This is a genomic window from Streptomyces mobaraensis (assembly GCF_020099395.1).
In the GTDB taxonomy this organism is placed as follows: domain Bacteria; phylum Actinomycetota; class Actinomycetes; order Streptomycetales; family Streptomycetaceae; genus Streptomyces.
This window is the reverse complement of the sequence record NZ_CP083590.1, coordinates 2026726-2046203: the sequence shown is the minus strand read 5'-3', so window position 1 is coordinate 2046203 and position 19478 is coordinate 2026726. Positions and strand designations below refer to the sequence as shown.

At 74.8% G+C, this 19478-nt stretch carries 10 protein-coding genes and 1 pseudogene; 9 read left to right on the top strand and 2 right to left on the bottom strand.

Translation table 11 applies throughout. The features are described 5' to 3' along the window. The first annotated feature begins 52 nt into the window (after positions 1 to 52). The 6 genes from infB to K7I03_RS08405 all read left to right on the top strand — a co-directional run bounded on the left by infB (position 53) and on the right by K7I03_RS08405 (position 10082). A complete protein-coding gene (gene infB / locus K7I03_RS08430; RefSeq protein WP_185945984.1) occupies positions 53 to 3091 on the top strand; it encodes a translation initiation factor IF-2 in 3039 nt (1012 codons plus the stop codon). Positions 3092 to 3224: 133 nt separating this feature from the next. Beyond that, positions 3225 to 3521: a DUF503 domain-containing protein gene (locus K7I03_RS08425; protein WP_185945999.1), complete on the top strand. Its 297-nt coding sequence runs from the start codon at positions 3225 to 3227 to the stop codon at positions 3519 to 3521. Between the two features lie 23 nt (positions 3522 to 3544). Further along, positions 3545 to 4006 carry a 30S ribosome-binding factor RbfA gene (gene rbfA, locus K7I03_RS08420; protein ID WP_185945983.1) on the top strand — a complete coding sequence of 154 codons (462 nt, stop codon included), beginning with the start codon at positions 3545 to 3547 and terminating at the stop codon, positions 4004 to 4006. Beyond that, a complete protein-coding gene (truB, locus tag K7I03_RS08415) occupies positions 4003 to 4908 on the top strand; it encodes a tRNA pseudouridine(55) synthase TruB (protein ID WP_185945982.1) in 906 nt (301 codons plus the stop codon). Before rbfA ends, truB begins: the two co-directional genes overlap by 4 nt. A gap of 261 nt (positions 4909 to 5169) precedes the next feature. Further along, a complete protein-coding gene (locus K7I03_RS08410) occupies positions 5170 to 9078 on the top strand; it encodes a serine protease family protein (RefSeq protein WP_224346954.1) in 3909 nt (1302 codons plus the stop codon). A 53-nt stretch (positions 9079 to 9131) separates the two neighbouring features. After that, a complete protein-coding gene (locus K7I03_RS08405) occupies positions 9132 to 10082 on the top strand; it encodes a bifunctional riboflavin kinase/FAD synthetase (protein WP_185945981.1) in 951 nt (316 codons plus the stop codon). Between the two features lie 236 nt (positions 10083 to 10318). Here K7I03_RS08405 and K7I03_RS34275 read toward each other — a convergent pair whose 3' ends face one another. Together K7I03_RS34275 and K7I03_RS34270 are read right to left on the bottom strand one after the other, a co-directional pair. Then, positions 10319 to 11434: a MinD/ParA family protein gene (locus tag K7I03_RS34275; protein ID WP_398856806.1), complete on the bottom strand. Its 1116-nt coding sequence runs from the start codon at positions 11432 to 11434 to the stop codon at positions 10319 to 10321. 1960 nt (positions 11435 to 13394) lie between these two features. Continuing rightward, positions 13395 to 13667: pseudogene (locus tag K7I03_RS34270) on the bottom strand (SCO5717 family growth-regulating ATPase); the annotation flags it as partial. Positions 13668 to 13933: 266 nt separating this feature from the next. Here K7I03_RS34270 and K7I03_RS08395 point away from each other — a divergent pair. From K7I03_RS08395 to K7I03_RS08385, 3 genes are read left to right on the top strand one after another with little or no spacing between them, the layout of a single operon-like run. Continuing rightward, on the top strand, positions 13934 to 15019 hold the full coding sequence (locus tag K7I03_RS08395; RefSeq protein ID WP_185945980.1) for a protein kinase family protein: 1086 nt from the start codon (positions 13934 to 13936) through the stop codon (positions 15017 to 15019). Further along, entirely contained in the window at positions 15019 to 17295 is a 2277-nt protein-coding gene (locus tag K7I03_RS08390) for a protein kinase domain-containing protein (protein ID WP_185945979.1), read from the top strand. Before K7I03_RS08395 ends, K7I03_RS08390 begins: the two co-directional genes overlap by 1 nt. A gap of 47 nt (positions 17296 to 17342) precedes the next feature. Next, a complete protein-coding gene (locus K7I03_RS08385; protein ID WP_185945978.1) occupies positions 17343 to 19439 on the top strand; it encodes a serine/threonine-protein kinase in 2097 nt (698 codons plus the stop codon). The last annotated feature ends 39 nt before the right edge of the window (positions 19440 to 19478 follow it).

Sequence of the window (19478 nt, the reverse complement as noted above, 5' to 3'; positions counted from 1 at the left end):
GCCCATGAAGTAGCGACGGTCCGGTTGACAACCCGGACCTAGAAGGAGCGAAGTGGCTAAGGTCCGGGTATACGAACTCGCCAAGGAGTTCGGAGTAGAGAGCAAGGTCGTCATGGCCAAGCTCCAAGAACTTGGTGAATTCGTCCGTTCGGCGTCCTCGACGATCGAGGCGCCGGTCGTCCGTAAACTGACTGACGCGCTGCAGGGGCCCGGCGGTAACGCCGGCAAGTCCGCTGCGAAGCCCGCGGCGCCGCGCAAGGCGGCCCCCGCGAAGCCGGGCGCGCCCACTCCGGGTGCCCCGCGCCCCGCCGCACCGGCCCCGAAGCCGGCCGCGGCCCCCACCACCCCCAGCACGCCCAAGCCCGCCGGTGGCGCCCCCACCCCGGGTCCCCGTCCGGGTCCGAAGCCGGCCCCGGCCAAGCCCGCCCCGGTCACCCCGGTGCCCGCCGCGGAGTTCTCCGCGCCGGCCCCGGCGCAGCCGGCCGCCCCGCAGCAGCCCGGCGCCCCGCGTCCGGGCGCTCCCGGCCCGCGCCCCGGCGCCCGTCCGGGCCCGGCGGGTCAGCAGCGTGACGGCGGCCAGGGCCAGCGTGCCCCCCGCCCGGGTCAGGGCGGTGCCCGTCCCGGCGGTCGTCCGGCCGGTCCCCGTCCGGGCAACAACCCCTTCACCTCCGGTGGCTCCACCGGCATGGCCCGCCCGCAGGCCCCGCGCCCGCAGGCACCCCGCCCCGGCGGCGGCCCGGCCGGCCCCGGCGGCGCCCCGCGCCCGCAGGGCGGTCCCGGTGGTGCCCCCCGTCCGCAGGGCCAGGGCGCGCCGCGTCCGACCCCCGGCGGCATGCCCCGTCCGCAGGCTCCCGGCGGCGCCCCGCGTCCCGGCCCGGCGGGCAACCGTCCGAACCCCGGCATGATGCCGCAGCGTCCCGCTGCCGGCCCGCGTCCGGGCCCCGGCGGCGGCCGCGGTCCCGGCGGCGGCGCCGGCCGTCCCGGCGGCGGTGCCCGTCCGGGCTTCGCCGGCCGTCCGGCCGGTCCCGGCGGCGGCGGTCGTCCCGGTGGCGGCGGCGGCTTCGCCGGCCGTCCCGGTGGCGGTGGCCCCGGTGGCGGCGGCGGCTTCGGCGGCGGTCGTCCCGGCTTCGGCGGTCGTCCCGGCGGTCCCGGTGCCCGTGGTGGCACGCAGGGTGCCTTCGGCCGTCCCGGCGGTCCGGCCCGTCGCGGCCGCAAGTCCAAGCGTCAGCGGCGCCAGGAGTACGAGGCCATGCAGGCCCCGTCCGTGGGCGGCGTGATGCTGCCGCGCGGCAACGGCGAGACCATTCGCCTGTCGCGTGGTGCCTCCCTCACCGACTTCGCGGAGAAGATCGGCGCCAACCCGGCGTCGCTCGTCGCCGTGATGATGAACCTCGGCGAGATGGTCACGGCCACGCAGTCCGTCTCCGACGAGACGCTGCAGCTCCTCGGCGGCGAGATGAACTACACGGTTCAGATCGTCAGCCCCGAGGAGGAGGACCGCGAGCTCCTCGAGTCGTTCGACATCGAGTTCGGTGAGAACGAGGGCGGCGAGGAGATGCTCGTCGCGCGTCCGCCGGTCGTGACCGTCATGGGTCACGTCGACCACGGTAAGACGCGACTCCTCGACGCGATCCGCAAGACCAACGTGGTCGCGGGCGAGGCCGGTGGCATCACCCAGCACATCGGTGCCTACCAGGTCGCGACCGAGGTCAACGACGAAGAGCGCAAGATCACCTTCATCGACACCCCGGGTCACGAGGCGTTCACCGCCATGCGTGCCCGTGGTGCCAAGTCGACCGACATCGCGATCCTCGTGGTGGCGGCCAACGACGGTGTCATGCCGCAGACGATCGAGGCCCTGAACCACGCCAAGGCGGCCGACGTGCCGATCGTGGTCGCGGTCAACAAGATCGACGTCGAGGGCGCGGACCCGACCAAGGTGCGCGGTCAGCTGACCGAGTTCGGCCTGGTGGCCGAGGAGTACGGCGGCGACACGATGTTCGTCGACATCTCCGCCAAGCAGGGTCTGAACATCGACAAGCTGCTCGAGGCCGTCGTCCTCACCGCCGACGCCGCGCTCGACCTGCGCGCCAACGCGGAGCAGGACGCGCAGGGCATCGCGATCGAGGCCCACCTCGACCGCGGCCGCGGCGCCGTGGCCACCGTCCTCGTCCAGCGCGGTACCCTCCGCGTCGGCGACACGATGGTCGCGGGCGACGCCTACGGCCGCGTGCGGGCCATGCTCGACGACAAGGGCCAGAACGTGGAGGAGGCGGGTCCGTCGACCCCGGTCCTCGTCCTCGGTCTGACCAACGTCCCGGGCGCCGGCGACAACTTCCTGGTTGTCGACGAGGACCGCACGGCCCGCCAGATCGCCGAGAAGCGCGCCGCGCGTGAGCGCAACGCCGCCTTCGCCAAGCGCACCCGCCGGGTGTCCCTCGAGGACCTCGACAAGGTGCTCAAGGCCGGTCTGGTGCAGGACCTCAACATCATCATCAAGGGCGACGCGTCCGGTTCGGTGGAGGCCCTCGAGTCCTCGCTGCTCCAGCTCGACGTCGGCGAAGAGGTCGAGATCCGCGTGCTGCACCGCGGTGTGGGTGCGGTCACCGAGTCGGACATCAACCTGGCGACCGGCTCCGACGCCATCGTCATCGGCTTCAACGTCCGCGCCGAGGGCCGTGCCACCCAGATGGCCGAGCGCGAGGGCGTCGACGTCCGGTACTACTCGGTCATCTACCAGGCGATCGAGGAGATCGAGGCGGCCCTGAAGGGCATGCTGAAGCCGGAGTACGAAGAGGTCGAGCTCGGTACGGCGGAGATCCGCGAGATCTTCCGCTCGTCCAAGCTGGGCAACATCGCGGGTGTCCTCATCCGCTCCGGCGAGGTCAAGCGCAACACCAAGGCGCGCCTCATCCGCGACGGCCGGGTCGTCGCGGAGGACCTCACCATCGTCGGTCTGCGTCGTTTCAAGGACGACGTCACCGAGATCCGCGAGGGCTTCGAGGGCGGTATCAACCTCGGAAACTTCAACGACATCAAGATCGACGACGTCATCGCGACGTACGAGATGCGCGAGAAGCCGCGAGGCTGATCACCGCAGCTCCTGGGGCCGGTCGGCGGGGAATATCCCGTCGATCGGCCCCGGCCGTTGCGTGTACGGTTTCGAATGAGCCGTACACATGACGGATCCCCAAGGCCCCCCGGGTGGCATGAACCCGCACCACATGTACGTAGGGACACTGTCCTTCGACCTCCTCCTCGGCGACGTGCGGTCGCTGAAGGAGAAGCGCTCCGTCGTCCGCCCGATCGTCGCCGAACTGCACCGCAAGTACGCGGTGAGCGTGGCGGAGGTCGGCGAGCAGGACCTCTACCGCAGGGCCACGATCGGCCTGGCGGCGGTCTCCGGCGACATGGGGCACCTCACGGACCTGTTGGACCGCTGCGAGCGCTGGGTCGCCGCACGTCCCGAAGTGGACCTGCTGTCCGCGCGGCGGCGGTTCCACGGCGAGCACGACGACTGAAACACCAAGAAGGAGACGGACCAGTGGCCGACAATGCGCGGGCTAAGAAGCTGGCGGACCTCATCCGGGAGGTGGTGGCCCAGAAGCTGCAGCGCGGCATCAAGGACCCGCGGCTCGGCAGCCACGTGACCATCACGGACACCCGGGTCACCGGCGACCTGCGGGAGGCTACGGTCTTCTACACGGTCTACGGCGACGACGAGGAGCGCGCCGGCGCGGCCGCCGGGCTGGAGAGCGCCAAGGGCATGCTCCGCTCCGCGGTCGGCAAGGCGGCGGGGATCAAGTTCACGCCGACCCTGACGTTCGTGCCGGACGCCCTGCCGGAGAACGCCCGGACCATCGAGGACCTCCTCGACCGGGCCCGCAACCTGGACGCCAAGGTGCGCCAGGAGGCCTCGGGCAAGGACTTCGCCGGCGAGGCGGACCCGTACCGCAAGCCGGGCGAGGACGACAACGGGGACGCCGAGGGCGGCGCCTCCGCATGAAGCGCAAGTCACCGCCCGGCCCCGACGGTCTCGTCATCGTCGACAAGCCGGCCGGCTTCACCTCGCACGACGTCGTCGCCAAGATGCGCGGCATGGCGAAGACCCGCCGCGTCGGGCACGCCGGAACGCTCGACCCGATGGCGACCGGCGTGCTCGTCCTCGGCGTCGAGCGGGCCACCAAGCTCCTCGGTCACCTCGCGCTGACCGAGAAGGAGTACGTGGCCACCATCCGGCTCGGGCAGAACACCGTGACGGACGACGCCGAGGGCGAGATCACCTCGTCGGCCGACGCCTCCGGGGTCACCCGCGAGGTGATCGACGCCGGCGTGGCCAAGCTGACCGGGGCCATCATGCAGGTCCCGTCCAAGGTCAGCGCGATCAAGATCGACGGCAAGCGCTCGTACAAGCGGGCGCGGGAGGGCGAGGACTTCGAGATCCCCGCCCGCCCGGTGACGGTCTCGTCCTTCGTCGTGCACGCCGTGCACCCGGCGGAGGCCGAGGACGGCACGCCGGTGCGGGACGTGCTGGTCTCCGTGGTCTGCTCGTCCGGCACCTACGTCCGTGCCCTGGCGCGCGACCTGGGCGCCGACACCGGCGTCGGCGGCCACCTCACGGCGCTGCGCCGCACCCGGGTCGGCCCCTACGGGATAAGCGAGGCGCGCACCCTGGACCAGCTCCAGGAGGAGCTGGCCGTGATGCCCGTCGCGGACGCGGTCTCCGCCGCGTTCACCCGCTGGGACGTCACCGAGGAGCAGGCGAAGCTGCTCGGCAACGGCGTCCGGGTGCGGATGCCGCTCTTCGAGACCACCGGACCGGTCGCCGTCTTCGGCCCGGACGGCACCTTCCTCGCCCTGGTCGAGAACCAGGGCGGGCGGGCGAAGAGCCTCGCCGTCTTCGGCTGAGCCCCGGGCCGAGCCCCGGAACCGCTTCCGGAACACCGTGGGGCGGGGACCGCGTCACCGCGCTCCCCGCCCCACGACCCCCCTCCCCCCATCTCTATCCATCTGATACGCACGATTCACCCCAACGGGCAGGCGCTCGGAGTGAACCAGGGGGGTGCAAGGGGGCGCGTTCGGCTCGCGATCTGTCCTGCCGATCACCGGCTGCCTACCGTCGGAACGTACGGGCGTACGCACGTACGGTCACGCGGGGAGGTTCGGCGGATGAGCGGTCGGCGGGCCGACGCGGACGAGTCCTTGGTGCGCATCAGGGATCTCGCCGGGCGGCGGCGCGGCACGGGCTTCCCGGTCGACGACAGGTCCACCCTGATCACCAGCCACGAGGCGGTCGACGGCCTCGCCTGCCTGGTGCTGCACGCCGCGGGCGACCGCACGGTGGTGGTCGGCGCCGACGCCGTCACCCCGCTGCCCGACTGCGACCTGGCCCTGGTCCGGACGGAGGGCCTGGACCTGCCGCCGCTCCCCGTCTCCGCGACCGAGCACATCGAGGGCGGCACCGAGGTCCGGCTGCGGGCCGGCCGCTGGCACGACGCCTCGGTCGTCGGCGAGCCCCTGGTCACGTACACCGCCACGGACCGCTTCCACCTGCTGCGCACCGCCCTGGAGCTGTCCCTCCCGGAGCGGACGCCGCTGCGGCTGGGGGAGGAGGCCACCGGCGGCCCGGTGCTCGACGCGGGCACCGGAGCGGTCGTCGCCGTCCTCGGTACCGCGCTGCACGCCGAACGCCGGGCGGGCGGCTACGCGATCCCGCTGCGGGCCACGGCCGCCGCCGACCCCGACGGGCCGCTGGCCAGGCTCCTGGACCGGAACGCGGCGACCGTCCCCGCCTACGGCCGCGACCTCAACCTCGCCGGCGCCCTCCAGCTCACCGGCACCTCCCTCGGCTCGGTGGTCACCCCCCGCACCTGGCGCGACCCCGTCGAGCGGCCCGAGACGATCCGCGAGTTCGACTGCTTCCTGGCCGGCGGGGCGCCCGGCGCACGGGCCCTGACCCGGGCGGCCGGCGGGCACGGTCCCGGCGGGCCGTACGTCCTCGGCCTGGTCGGCGAGCCCGGCACCGGGCGCACCACCGAGCTGGGCGCCCTCGCGGCCCGGCGCTCGCGCGGCGCGGAACCGGCGCCCACGCTCTGGCTGCGCGGCGCCGACCTGCGCGCCGACGACGAGAGCCTGCGCGATGCCATCGCCCGCGCGCTGCAGGCCGCCGGCCGCATCGTCACCGCCTCGGCGGGCGCCCAGGGCACCGTCGGCGACACCTCCGCGGCCACCCCGGAGGCCGTCGCCCGGCTCGGCCACCGGGTCGGCCGGCCCCTGCTCGTCCTCCTCGACGGGCCCGAGGAGATGCCGCCGCTGCTCGCCCACGCGCTGCCCGCCTGGACCGCGGCCACCGCCCGCTGGCTGGAGCGGACCGGCACCCGGCTGGTCGTCGCCTGCCGGCCCGAGCACTGGGAGACGGCCGGCGCCCTCTTCCCGCAGGCCGCCCTGCACTCCCCGGCCACCGCCCTCGTCAGCGGCGCCCCGGCCCTCACCGCCGCGCCGCCGCCCTCGCTGCCCGCCTGTGTCCGGCTCACCGACCTGACCCCCGAGCTCGCCGAGCGCGCCCGCGCCTCGTACGGCGTCCCGGCCGGCGGGCTCGCCCCCGCGGACGCCGGGCATCCGCTCGCCCTCCGGCTGCTCGCCGAGGTCCACGCCGCGCTCCCGGACGGCGCGGACCGGCCGGAGGGCGCCCCCGCCCCCGACCGGTGGGACGTCTTCGCCGCCCACCTCGACCTCGTCTGCCTGCGCATCGCCGTCCGCCTCGCCGCCGCCCGCCGGCCCCCGCTGCGCGGCACGGCCGTCCGCCGGCTGGCCGCCAAGGTGGCCGGGCAGGTGCACGAGGCGGCCCGGCAGTGCCTCGGCCCGGGCCAGGGCGAGCTGGAGCGGGAGACGTTCGAGCAGCTCTTCCCCTGGCGCACCGGCTGGGCCTCCGCCGTGCTCACCGAGGGGCTGCTCGTCCCGGCGGGCAGCGGCTACCGGTTCGCCCACGAGGAGTTCGCCGACTGGCTGCACGGCACCCACCTCGACCTGGACGCCGCCCTGCACGCCCTCGTCCACCGCTGGTACGAGCCGGAGGGCCCGCCCGCCGAGGCGGCCGTCCGGCTGCCCTCCCGCCGCGGCGGCGGCCCGGCCCGGGCGCCCGAGGGGCACGTACCGCCGCCGCCCGGCTCCCGGCCCCCGACCAGACGCCGGGGCCGGCGCGGCGGCGACCGGCAGGAGCGGCCCACGCTGCTGCCCGTCCCACGGCACCGCATCGGCCCGGTCCTCCAGTCCCTGCTGCTGCTCGGCCGCCGCTCGGGGCCCACAGAGCTGTCCCGGCGGCTGACCGCGCTGGTCCACGCCGTCGAGACGCTCTCCGGCCGGGAGGGCGTACCCGCCCCGGCGGCGGACGGCGCGATGGCGGACGGCGGGCCGGCCGGCGGCGCGGCCGAGGCCGGAGAGGCGGCCGCCGGCCGGGCTCCGGTGCTCACCGACCCGGCCTGGTGGGCGGCCCACCTGCTCTCCGAGACCCTGCTGCGGGTCCCGGACGCCACCCCGTACCTCGGGGTGCTGCGGCTGCTCGCCGAGCGGGTCGCCGGCTGCGCCCGCGCGGCCGGCGGCTTCGACTCCACCGCCACCGAGGCGCTCGGCGGCCTGACCCGGTTCGGCCCGCCGTTCTGGCTCCGGCTGCGTCTGGGCCTCGGGGACCGCCTCGACCTGCTCCGCCGCCTCGTCCCCGCCGACGCTCCGCCGCCCGGCGCGGCCGGCGGGACGCCCCAGCCGCCCGCCGCCGACCGCTTCCTCCCGGCGGCGGCCGCCCTGCTCGGCGACGAGCCGTGTGCCGCCCAGGCGCTGATCTGCCGCTGGTTCGACGACGACCGCACGCTGCTGACCGCACCGGACGGCGGCGCCGAGTTCGCGGCGCCCACCGTCGCCGCGGCCGCCCAGGCCATGCTCCACACCCACCGCAGGCGCGCCCTCGACGACCTCACCGACGCCCTGGTCGGCGCGGCCCACCCGAGGGCCGACGAACTGCTGGCCGCCCTCGCCGAGGACGAGCCGTCCGCCGTCTGCCGGGCCGTCGACCGCTGGGCCCACGACGACCGGGTGGAGCTGCACGTCGCCGCCGCCGCGTACGGCCTCAAGGCCGTGCCGTACGTCACCACCGAGGCCGACCGCGAGCTGCTGCGCTACTCCGCGCTGGCCCTGCTCGCCCGTCCCGCCGAGGACGCCCTGCGCGGCCCGGCGCTGGCCGTCCTGGTCCGCGACCCGCTCACCCGCGCCAAACACCTGCCGGAGGCCGTCGCCCGGTTCTCCGCCGGCGACCCGCAGGTCCCGGCCGCCGCCCTGGCCGCCGCGCTGACCACCCACCCCGAGCCGGTGCTCGGCGCCTTCCGCGCCCGCCTCTACCAGCCCGGCGACGGGCCGGCGGACGTCCTGCGGATCCTCGCCGAGGTCGCCGACCCGGCGCTGGCCCGCCGTGCGGCCTCCCTGGTCCGCGAGCACGTCGAGCACCGGCCGGACAACGCCCCGCACGTGGCCGCCTTCATCGACCGGCGGCTGGAGGACGGCCCGTCCGCCCGCGCCGTCCTCTTCCCGCTCGTCACCCACCTGCTGCGCACCCGCCCCGCGCCCGTCCGCCGGGCCCTCGCCCCGGTGCTCGCCGCGCCCGGTACAGCCGCCTCCCGGGGGCTGCGGCGCGAGCTGCTGGAGGTGCTGCTGGAACGGGAGGAGCAGGAGCCGTACGAGCGGGGCGGCGACGTCCTCGACGCGCTGCTGCGGGCGGCGGCCGAGGGCGCGTCCGAACGCTCCGAGGCGCGCACCCGCGACCTCGTGCTCCGGGTCGGGGAGCTGCTGGCCCGCACCACGGAGGGCGCGGCCCGCTTCGACCGCCGGCTGGTGCAGCTCGCGGGCGAGATCCCGGCGTTCGGCGCCCGGCTGCGCCGCTGGCTGCGGACCGCGCCCGCGCAGTGGGCGCCGGTGGTGGGGCCGGGGGCGCGGATCCGGCTGACGGCTGGGGGCTCCGGCGGCCCGGGTGGTGCGGACGGCCCGGGGGCCCCGGCCGATGCGGACCGCCGCCAACCGGCATGGCACTCTTAGACCTGCGTAATCGACAGAGACAAGAGTTCGGGTTCGGGCGAGGAGCGGGCACAGTGCAACGCTGGCGTGGCTTGGAGGACATCCCCCAGGACTGGGGGCGCAGCGTCGTCACCATCGGCTCGTACGACGGTGTCCACCGCGGACACCAGCTGATCATCGGCCGCGCGGTGGAGCGGGCGCGTGAGCTGGGGGTGCCGTCGGTCGTGGTGACCTTCGACCCGCACCCCAGCGAGGTCGTACGGCCGGGCAGCCACCCGCCGCTGCTGGCGCCGCACCACCGGCGCGCGGAGCTGATCGCGGAACTCGGCGTGGACGCGGTGCTCGTCCTGCCCTTCACGGCGGAGTTCTCCAAGCTGTCGCCGGCCGACTTCGTGGTGAAGGTCCTGGTCGACAAGTTGCACGCGAAGCTCGTCGTCGAGGGCCCCAACTTCCGCTTCGGCCACCGCGCCGCGGGCACGGTCGCGCTGCTGGAGGAGCTCGGCACGACCTACGACTTCGGCGTCGAGGTCATCGACCTCAAGCTCACCGGCGAGGCCGGCGGCGGCCTGCCCTTCTCCTCGACGCTGACCCGCCGCCTGGTCGCCGAGGGCGACGTGGCCGGCGCCATGGAGATCCTCGGCCACCCGCACCGCGTCGAGGGCGTCGTCGTCCGCGGCGCCCAGCGCGGCCGCGAACTCGGCTTCCCCACCGCCAACATCGAGACCCTGCCCCACACCGCCATCCCCGCCGACGGCGTCTACGCCGGCTGGCTCGTCGTCGAGGGCGAATCGATGCCCGCGGCCATCTCCGTCGGCACGAACGTGCAGTTCGACGCGACGGAGCGGACGGTGGAGGCGTATGCGATCGACCGGGTCGATCTGGATCTGTACGGGCTGCACGCCGCGGTGGACTTCCTCGCTTATCTGCGGGGGATGGAGAAGTTCGAAACGCTTGAGGCGTTGCTGGAGTGCATGGCGGATGACGTGAAGCGGGCGCGGGAGCTGGTGGGTGGCGCTTCGCGGTGAGGGTGCCCCGGTCCCGCCCTTTCGCCGTTTCTTGCGGGGGCAAGCCCCCGCACCCCCGAAACCGCGCTCCGCGCGGTTGTCCTCAAACGCCGGACGGGCTGGAGTGGGCGCCCCATTCAGCCTGTCCGGCGTTTGAGGACGAGCGGCGAAGCCGCGAAAGGGGGGGGCCGCGGGGGACTCCCCGCAGAAACGGTGAAAGGGCGGGGCCGGGGCAAACCCCCCGGCCCCGCCGGACCTCACTGCTGCGGCCACCCCCCGGTCGCCGGATACTGCTGCTGCCCGGGCTGAACGGGCGGCTGCGCCCCGTACGGGCTGTACGGAGCCCCCGCCCCCTGAGCCGGAAGCTGCCCCTCATACTGCGCAGCCTGCGGCGGCTGCCCACTCGTCCCCCAGAGGCCCTGCTGCTGCTGAGCCCGGACGAAGTCCTCGGCCACCATCGCCGACAGCCCGAAGTAGGCCTCCCGCGTCTTGGGCCGCATCATCTCCAGGTCCAGCTCGGCCCCCGCCGCGAGATGCTCGTCGAAGGGCACGACCACGACCCCCCGGCAGCGCGTCTCGAAGTGGGACACGATGTCCTCGACCTTGATCATCTTTCCGGTCTCGCGGACCCCCGAGATGACGGTGATGCTGCGCCCGACGAGCTCGCCGTAGCCGTGCGCCGCCAGCCAGTCGAGCGTGGTGCTGGCGCTGCTCGCGCCGTCGACGGACGGGGTGGAGACGATGATCAGCTGGTCGGCGAGGTCGAGCACGCCGCGCATCGCGCTGTAGAGCAGACCGGTGCCCGAGTCGGTGAGGATGATCGGGTACTGCCGCCCCAGGACGTCTATCGCCCGCCGGTAGTCCTCGTCGTTGAAGGTCGTGGAGACGGCCGGGTCCACGTCGTTGGCGATGATCTCCAGGCCGGACGGCGCCTGCGAGGTGTAACGGCGGATGTCCATGTAGCTGTTGAGGCCGGGGATGGCCTGCACCAGGTCACGGATGGTCGCGCCGGTCTCGCGGCGCACCCGGCGGCCGAGGGTACCGGCGTCCGGGTTGGCGTCGATGGCCAGGATCTTGTCCTGGCGCTCGCTGGCGAGAGTGGCGCCGAGGGCGGTCGTCGTCGTGGTCTTGCCGACGCCGCCCTTGAGGCTGATGACGGCGATGCGGTAGCAGGAGAGGACGGGCGTGCGGATCAGCTCCAGCTTGCGCTGCCGCTCCGCCTCCTCCTTCTTCCCGCCGAACTTGAACCGGCCCGAACTCTGCTTCTTCGGCTTCGGCTTGCTCTTGAGCAGCCGCTCCGAGGACAGCTCGACCGCGGCCGTGTAGCCGAGCGGCGCGCCGTGCACGGACCGCTGCCGCTGCTCCGGCGTCACCGTCGGCCAGCCGCCGGTGCGCGGGTCGACGGGACCGGCGGCCGAGGCGTCGGCCGGCTGGACGGGCTGGCTGGGCTGAACGGGCTGGGCGGGACCGGGCTGTTCGGGCTGTGCGCCGGGAGCGCCCTGGGGTCCCTGTGCCCCCTGAGGGTTCTGGAGCCCTTGGGGGTTCTGCGGCCCCTGAGGGAAGGCGCCGGTGTCGGCGGGACCGGCCTGCGGCTGGGGCGCGTACGGGCCGGGGACCGGGGCCCCCTGGGGCGCGGCGGGCGGCTGGGGCTGCGTCTGGGGGAGGGGGTACGCGTGCTGCGCGGGGGGGCGCGGGCGTCTCCCCGGCGGGGGTCCCGGGATGCGGGAAGCCGTAACCGCCCTGCGGGGCGGCGGTGCCCGTCGGGTGCGGGAAGCCGTATCCACCCTGCGGCGTGGACGCGGGAGTGGCGGCTCCGGCGGTGGGTGCCGCCGGGGGCGGGAAGCCGTAACCGCTCTGAGGCGCGAGTGCGGGCGCTTCCGGCGTGGGCGGCGTCGGCTGCGGGAAGCCGTAACCACCCTGCGCAGTGGGGGTGTTGACGGGCGCCTGCGGGGCGGGGGCCGGAGCCGGAGCGGGCGGGGCCGTCGCCGGGTCCGGCTGCGGGGTGCCGTATCCGCCGTGTCCGCCGTAGCCGCCGTACGCGGGAGGCGGTGTCGGGGTCGAGGGCGCCGTCGGAGGAGCCGGCTGTCCGGCGGCGGCCAGCGGGAAATCGCCCTGGGCGGACGCCGCTTCGGCGGCTGGGGCGGGGGGGTTCGGCGCGCCGTACGCCGGGAGCGCCTGCGGTGCGGGCGGGGCGTACGGGCCGGGCTGAGCGCCGTCCTGCGGAGCGGGCGCCGGTGCCGTGGCGAACGGGGTACCCGCGCTCCCGGTGTAGGGAGCGGCCTCCGGACCGGGCGCCGCGGGCGCCACGAAGGCCCCGGAGCCGTCCGCCGCGGCGGGCGCGGGCGCGCCGGCGGTCTCCGCCTGAGCTGGGGAGGCCGGGGAGGCCGGGGGAGTCGGGGGAGCGCCCGGAACGGCGGGCGGCGCGGGCGGCATCGCCGGGGTTTGCGGAAGTGCCTGCTGTGCCGCCTGCTCTGTCGTCTGCTGAGTCGCCTGAGGTGCCGCCGGCGCGTTCCACGGGGCCGGCGCGGCCTGGCCGTCGGCGGGCTCCGCGGGACGGAAGTCCGGCGGCAGGGGCGGCAGCGACGACGGCGGAACGGAGGGCGGGGTCCAGGACTCGGTGGACGCGCTGGGCGCCTCCGGCTCCTCCGGCGCCACGGAAGCGGACGCCGACGCCGACGGAGCCGACGGCGCGTCATCGGCCGCCGCCGCTCCCGTCCGGTTGCGCAAGGAGCTCGCCGAGAACCGCATGGTGCCCTCGCTGCGCAGAGTGCCGCTGTTGTCGGCTTCGCCCGAAAGCTCCGACGCTTCCGCCGACTTGTCCGTCTCCGTCAACTTGTCCGTCTCTGTCGGCTTGTCCGCCTCCGCGGACGTGACGATCGCGCCGGATTCCTTCGGACCATCGAAACCCTGCCCACCGGAATCCGATGCGTGCGCGGCGATTTCGTCCCGCAGCGCCGCGGCCGAGAACCGCATGGTCGCGGGCGTCGTCGTTCCTCCGGCCGGCGCGGGCTCCGCGTCGGCGCCGGCCCCCGAGCCGTCGAGGCCGTGTCCGGCCACGGCGCCGGGCCGCGCGTCGCCGCTGCGGTCCGCGCTCCCGTCGGCGTCCTTCCCGCCCACGGCGTGGGCGTCGACGGCAGGGGTGTCAACGGCCCGGGAGCCGGCGGCAGGCGCGTCCGCCGCACGGCCTTCCCCCGCACCCTCGGCCGAGGCCGGCGCCGCGCCGACGCCCGTCCCCTCTCCCGAGGCTCCCGAGTCTCCCGAGTCGCCCGAGGCGGGTGGTGCCGGAGGGGCCGGAGGCGCCGGGGGGACCGCCGGGGCGGGCGGGGAGGTCTGGACGTACCAGGCGGGTGGCGTGTAATCGATGGTGAACTCGCCCGTGTGCTCGACTTCCTGCTCCTGGTCCAGCTCGTGGTCGGCGTCGGACCGGTTCTCGCCGGCTGTGGTCCCGGCCGCGCGGATCTCGTTCCGATCGCTGCTCACAATGCCTCCTGCTGGTGTGGTCCGGCGCTTCGGGGAATCACCTGCCGGCACCGGGCCGTTCCCGGGGCTCGACCGCCCGATTCCCCCATACGTCACGCTGCGGGCCCCCGGCGTCGGGTTCTCCATGCGTACGGTCATCAAGACTAATCGTCATCCGTAGCACTGCGGCAGGCCCGCACGCTCCCGCACCGGCCTCGCGGGTCACGGCCTGATATCGCCGCCGGAGTCCCCGTCACCACCCGGGTGCCCGGCCCGCGTCCACGCCCGGCGGACGCATGAGTAGGCTCCTGTGTCCGTCTGTCGTACTCGTATACGACCGTCATCTGTGCTCGTCATCCATACGCACGCCGTCCCCCGGGAGGGGACGAGGGGGACCGAGGGAAGGGGTCGGAATGGAACCGTCGCGCCGGGGCGACCCCGAGCGGATCGGCCCGTACGCGGTGCTGGGCCGGCTCGACGCCTCGACGGTCGGTGCTCCGACGGGCGGTTCTCCGGCGGTCGGTGCACCGACGGGTGCTGTCACCGCCGCGGCGCACCGGTTCGTCGCGCGGTCCCGGGGCGGCGACCGCACGGTGATCCTCACCACGCCTCCGCAAGGCACCGACCCGGACCGCTTCCGGGCCGAGGCGGAGGCCGCCCGGCGGCTGTTCGGCCCCTGGACGGCCGTGGTGGACGAGGTGGGAGCGACCGGAGTGGCGAGCGAGGGCACCACGGGCGGCGACAACGTCCCCTGGTACACCACCCCGTACCTCCCCGCCCTCCCGCTGCCCACCGCGCTCGCCGCGCACGGCGGTCCGCTGCCCGAACGGACCGTCCGTGCGCTCGGCACCGCCCTCGCCGAGGCCCTGGCGGCGCTCCACGCGACGGGCGCGGTGCACGCGGGCGTCTCCCCCGCGGCCGTCCTGCTGACGTCCGACGGCCCGCGCCTCACGGGTTACGGCGCGGTGCGCGCGGCGGCCCCGGCGGGGCCGGGCGGCACCGGACCCGTCGGACCGGCCCCGGGGACGGTGTCCCCCGAACAGCTCGCCGGGGCACGGCCCGAGCCGCCCGGTGACGTCTTCGCCCTGGGCGCGGTCCTGGCCTACGCGGCGACGGGACACACCGTCCCGGAACGTGATGAACTCCCCGAGGGCCTGCGCGCCCTCGTCTCCGCCTGCCTCGCCCGCGACCCCGCCCACCGCCCGTCGGTCCGCCGGCTGCTGGACGAACTCCCCGGCACCGCGCCCGGTTTCGGCCCTCCGCCCGATATGACCGGTCCGCCGCGAGCCACCGTGCTGGACGGCGGCCCCAGCCGGGCGGCCGCGCTCCTGGGCCCCGGCTGGCTGCCGGCCCGGGCGGTCGCCGCGCTCGTCCGGCAGTCGGCCGCCGTCCTCGCCGCGGAACCGCCGCCTCCCGCCGTATCACCCCACTCGGCCCCCTCACCCCGCCCATCTCTCTCACCCCACCCGTATCCCTCACTCGACAGCGGACCGTCCTGATGCCCCTGCCCCTCCACCACGACGACCCCCGGCAGCTCGGCCCCTACCGGCTCGTCGCCCGGCTGGGCGGTGGCGGCATGGGCACCGTGTACCTGGCCCGTTCCGCGGGCGGCCGGACGGTCGCGCTCAAGGCCGTGCACCCCCGGTTCGCATCCGACGAGGCGTTCCGCACCCGGTTCCGGCTGGAGTCCGATGCCGCCCGGGTGATCGGCGGGGAGTACGGGGCCGGGGTCGTCGACGCCGACCCGTTCGCGCCCCGGCCCTGGCTGGCCACCGAGTACGTACTGGGCCCACCCCTGGACGAGGCCGTCGAGCTGTGCGGCCCGCTCCCCGAGCGGACGGTACGGGCGCTCGGCGCCGTACTGTGCCGCGCGCTCGGCCAGTTGCACCGCTCCGACGTCGTCCACCGCGACCTCAAGCCGTCCAACGTCCTCGTCACCGCCACCGGACCGAAGATCATCGACTTCGGGGTGGCGCGGGCGCTCGGCGACGACCGGCTGACCCAGCTCGGCACGGCCGCCGGCACCCCCGCCTACATGTCACCCGAACAGGCGGCGGGCACCGAGCACACCTCCGCGGGGGACGTGTTCGCCCTCGCCGGCGTCCTCGTCTTCGCGGCGACCGGCCACGCCCCGTTCGGCGGCGGCCAGGCCGCGGACCTCCTCTACCGGGTGCGCTACGCGGCCCCCGACCTGACCGGCCTGCCCCCCGCCCTCACCCCCGTACTGTCCCGCTGCCTGGACAAGGACCCGACCCGCCGCCCCGGCACGGCCGAACTGGCCGCGCTGCTGGCCGAGACGGAGGCGGGCAGGGAGGCCGAGGCGGAGGAAGTCCCCGGTATGAAGGGACTTTCCGCTGCGGAGAGAGTGCCCACCGCGGAGGAGTTCCCCACCGCCCTCACCGACACCCTCCTCGCCGAGATCGCCCGCCGCTCCACCGAAGTCTGGCGCCACCAGCCGCACCGCCTGCCCCCGCCCCCGGAGGAGGCCGCCACCTCGACCGCCCCCGGCCCCGGCCCCGCCCTCTCCCGCCGCCGCCTCCTCGGCATCGCCGGCGGCTCGACCCTGGGCGTGGCGGCGGCCGGCACGGGCGGCTGGCTCTGGTGGAACAACCGCAAGCACACCGACACCCCCGGCCCCACCCACTTCGCCCGCCCCGCCAACATCCCTGACGGCGTCACCTGGTGGGCCCGCCTCGACAAGGCGGACGGCGGCCGTCCGCCCCTTGTCGTCGGCGACCTCGTGGCCGTACACGGGGGACCGGGCCTGGTGTCCTACGACGCGAAGACCGGCAGCAAGCGGTGGACGGCCACGGCGGTCAAGGAATCCTACGAGTTCACGGCGGACGGCGAACGCGTCTACAGCTACGCGCCGGACGGCCAGCGCACCACGGGCTTGAAGGTCTACAGCGTCTCGAAAACCGGTGGTCTGGAATACGTCGCGGGCCCGTTCGACGACCTTTCCTCGGCGACCGCTCACGCCGAACCCCTGACCGCCGCCGACGGAGTGGTCTACCTGGCCGCCGACAAGGCAGGCGACCGGAACCGCGATGCCTGGTGTCTTCTCGCCGTCAACACCAGGACGGGCAAGGGACTCTGGCGTCAGCCTCTCGGGGACCACAGCCCGGGCGGCTCGACGGACAGGATCGTGGCCGGCGTCGCCGGCCGCCACCTGGTGTACGCCCGGCCCATGCGTTTCGCACGTAAGAACCTCCTGGTCTGCCACCGGCTCTCTGACGGCCGACCGGAGTGGGACCGGGAGATGCCGAGGCAGCGGCTCGACGATGCCTTCCTGGATGTCGGGAAGCTGGCACTCGACGACCGGCACGTCTACTTCACCGGGGAGGAAGTGGTCGCCGTCAACCTGGCCGACGGCACGCCGGCGTGGACGTTCGGCGGGGGCCGGTCCAAGGGCGACGTCCCCGCGGAAACCAGCCCCTACGGCCCGGCGACGGTCAAGGACGGCGTGGTCTACGCGGCGGAGGGCACGCGCGGCATCGTCGCCCTGTCCGCGGACACCGGCAAGCTGCTGTGGGAGACGCCCTTTCCCGGTATGCCGCCCGGCCGCATGTCGCCGGTGGCCGGCCGGAAGTACGTGTACGTCGCCGCGACGGACGGTGCGCGCGACCAGATCCGGGCGGTCGATCTGCGCACCCGTCGGATCGCCTGGTCGATGGATGTCCCGGGGCGGATCGGCGCCGCGCCCGTCGCCCATGAGCGGGCAGGCCGTCTTGTCTGGACGTCCGGCGACTACGTGTGCGCCCGGCCGCTCGAATAGCGCTCCCCGCCTCTTCCTACGCCACCTGTGAAAGGAACTCTCCGACCGTGAAGCCACTCGCCGCCGGTGACCCGATCCGCCTCGGTCCGCACCGGATCCTCGGCGTCCTCGGGGAAGGCGGCATGGGCAAGGTCTACCTCGGCCGGGACGACGCCGGCCGGACCGTCGCCATCAAGGTGCTGTTGCCCGAACTGGCTCACGACCCGCACATGTCCCGGCGCTTCGTCCGCGAGGCGCGGGCCGCGCAGGCGGTGACCAGCCCGGGCGTCGCCCGCGTGCTCGGCGCCTGGACGGAGGGTCAACGGCCCTGGATCGCCACCGAGTACCTGGCCGGTCCGACGCTGGACGAGATGGTCGAACGGCTGGGCCCCTTGGATGAGACGGCTGTACGTGCTCTGGGAGCGGCCCTCGCCAGGACGCTCCAGGACATCCACACCGCTGGTCTGGTCCACCGCGACCTCAAGCCCGCCAACATCGTCCTGACCTCCGCCGGCCCGCGCGTCATCGACTTCGGCATCGCCCGCCCCGAACACGGCCTCACCCTCACCGTCACCGGAACGAGTCCCGTCACCCCCGGCTACGGCCCGCCCGAGCAGGTGCTCGGGCTGCGTGTGGGGCCGCCGGGCGACGTCTTCGCCCTGGGCGCGGTCCTCGCTTACGCGGCGACCGGCCGCCGCGCGTACGAAGGGACCGATGTGGCGGCCGTGCAGTACCAGGTCGTCCACGGCACGCCGGACCTCTCCGCCCTGCCGCCGGACCTGCACCCGCTCCTCGCGCCCTGCTTCGCCAGGGACCCCGCGCACCGGCCGCCGCCCGCCCGGATCGCCACCGCTCTCGCGCCGCCCAAGGGCACCGAACGGCTGTGGCGCCGCGGCCCGCTGGCCGCCGACATCGCCCGGCACGCGGCAGAGGCCCGGCAACTCGCGACGTTCCCCGGCTCGGACGTGAGAACCGGCTTCGGACGCCGCCGCTTCGTCGTCGGTTTGGCCGGAGGCGGCACCCTGGCCCTGGCCGCCACGGGTGGCGGCGCCTGGTGGCTGCTCCGCGGAGGCGACGACGGGGACAGGAGACCGACCGAGAAGGAGGACACGCCGGCTCCCCAGCCCTGGGACGCGAAGCGTCTGAACGCCGCCGACTACCGCGATGGTCAACCGCCCACACCGTTGTGGGGGCCGGTCGAGGTGTATCCCGTCGGCGAGTTGGTCCTGCCTGTCCGGGATGTGGTGATGGTGGCAGGGCGGCAGGAAGGGCTGACAGCACTCGGAGTGACCGACGGCGCGGTGAAATGGAGTCTGCAGAACAGGTTCCACGCCGGGTGTGCGGAGCTCTCGGAGGGGCTGCTCGCCACGGTCGTCGACAACCGGCTGACCGCGCTCGACAGTCGCTCGGGCAAGCCGCGGTGGAGCGCTGGAGAAAGGATTCAGCGCGTTCTGGCAGCCGACGACGCGACGGTTTACGTGTCCTGCGGTCAGTACGGTGACGAGGATCGCCTGTCCGCTTTCGACCTCTCCACCCGGGATCGTCGGTGGACGGTGCGCAAGCCGGTGCCCTCCAGCATCGCCCAGCCGGCCGTGGCGGTGGCCGGCGGCGGCCGGCTGGTGGTCTACGCCGGAGAAGGCGGAGACGTCGTCGCTCTGGACGCCCGCACGGGGCGCACCGTGTGGCGGCTGCCGCGTCAGAACCGTTTCAAGGGGCTTCTCCCCGCCATCTCGGGCGACACGGTCTACCTGGGCGGCAAGACGTTGACCGCCAGGCGAGTGGCCGATGGCAAGGAGGTGTGGTCACTGCCCGCCGGAACCGCGCCATATGGCTATGTGGGTGGCTGGAGCGCGCCTGTACTCGACGGTGACGCGCTGTACGCCGTTGACGGTGACCGCATCAGCCGACGCAACCGGCATGACGGTCGGACCGACTGGATTCATCCGCTGGGACACACCGCTTACACGACTCCGGTGACCGTGGAGGGGGGCATGGTGTGGGTGGCGTCATCGGTCGAGGGCAACGACATCGTCGCCCTGCACAAGGACACCGGCAAGCCCGCCTGGACCTGTTCCGGCGAGGCGAGTGAATGGCTGACGGCGGGTGCGGGAAACCGGGTGTTCCTCTTGCAGTCCGGCCGGCTGACGGCGATGCCGGTGATATGACACCCGGACGAGCGCCGGAACACGGCCCGGCGCAGGGCC

Excerpts from the sequence above, each read along its gene's own strand:
- K7I03_RS08425 (WP_185945999.1), top strand. The coding sequence starts at position 3,225 with ATGTACGTAGGGACACTGTCCTTCGACCTCCTCCTCGGCGACGTGCGG.
- truB (WP_185945982.1), top strand. The coding sequence starts at position 4,003 with ATGAAGCGCAAGTCACCGCCCGGCCCCGACGGTCTCGTCATCGTCGAC.
- K7I03_RS08410 (WP_224346954.1), top strand. The coding sequence starts at position 5,170 with ATGAGCGGTCGGCGGGCCGACGCGGACGAGTCCTTGGTGCGCATCAGG.
- K7I03_RS08395 (WP_185945980.1), top strand. The coding sequence starts at position 13,934 with ATGGAACCGTCGCGCCGGGGCGACCCCGAGCGGATCGGCCCGTACGCG.
- K7I03_RS08390 (WP_185945979.1), top strand. The coding sequence starts at position 15,019 with ATGCCCCTGCCCCTCCACCACGACGACCCCCGGCAGCTCGGCCCCTAC.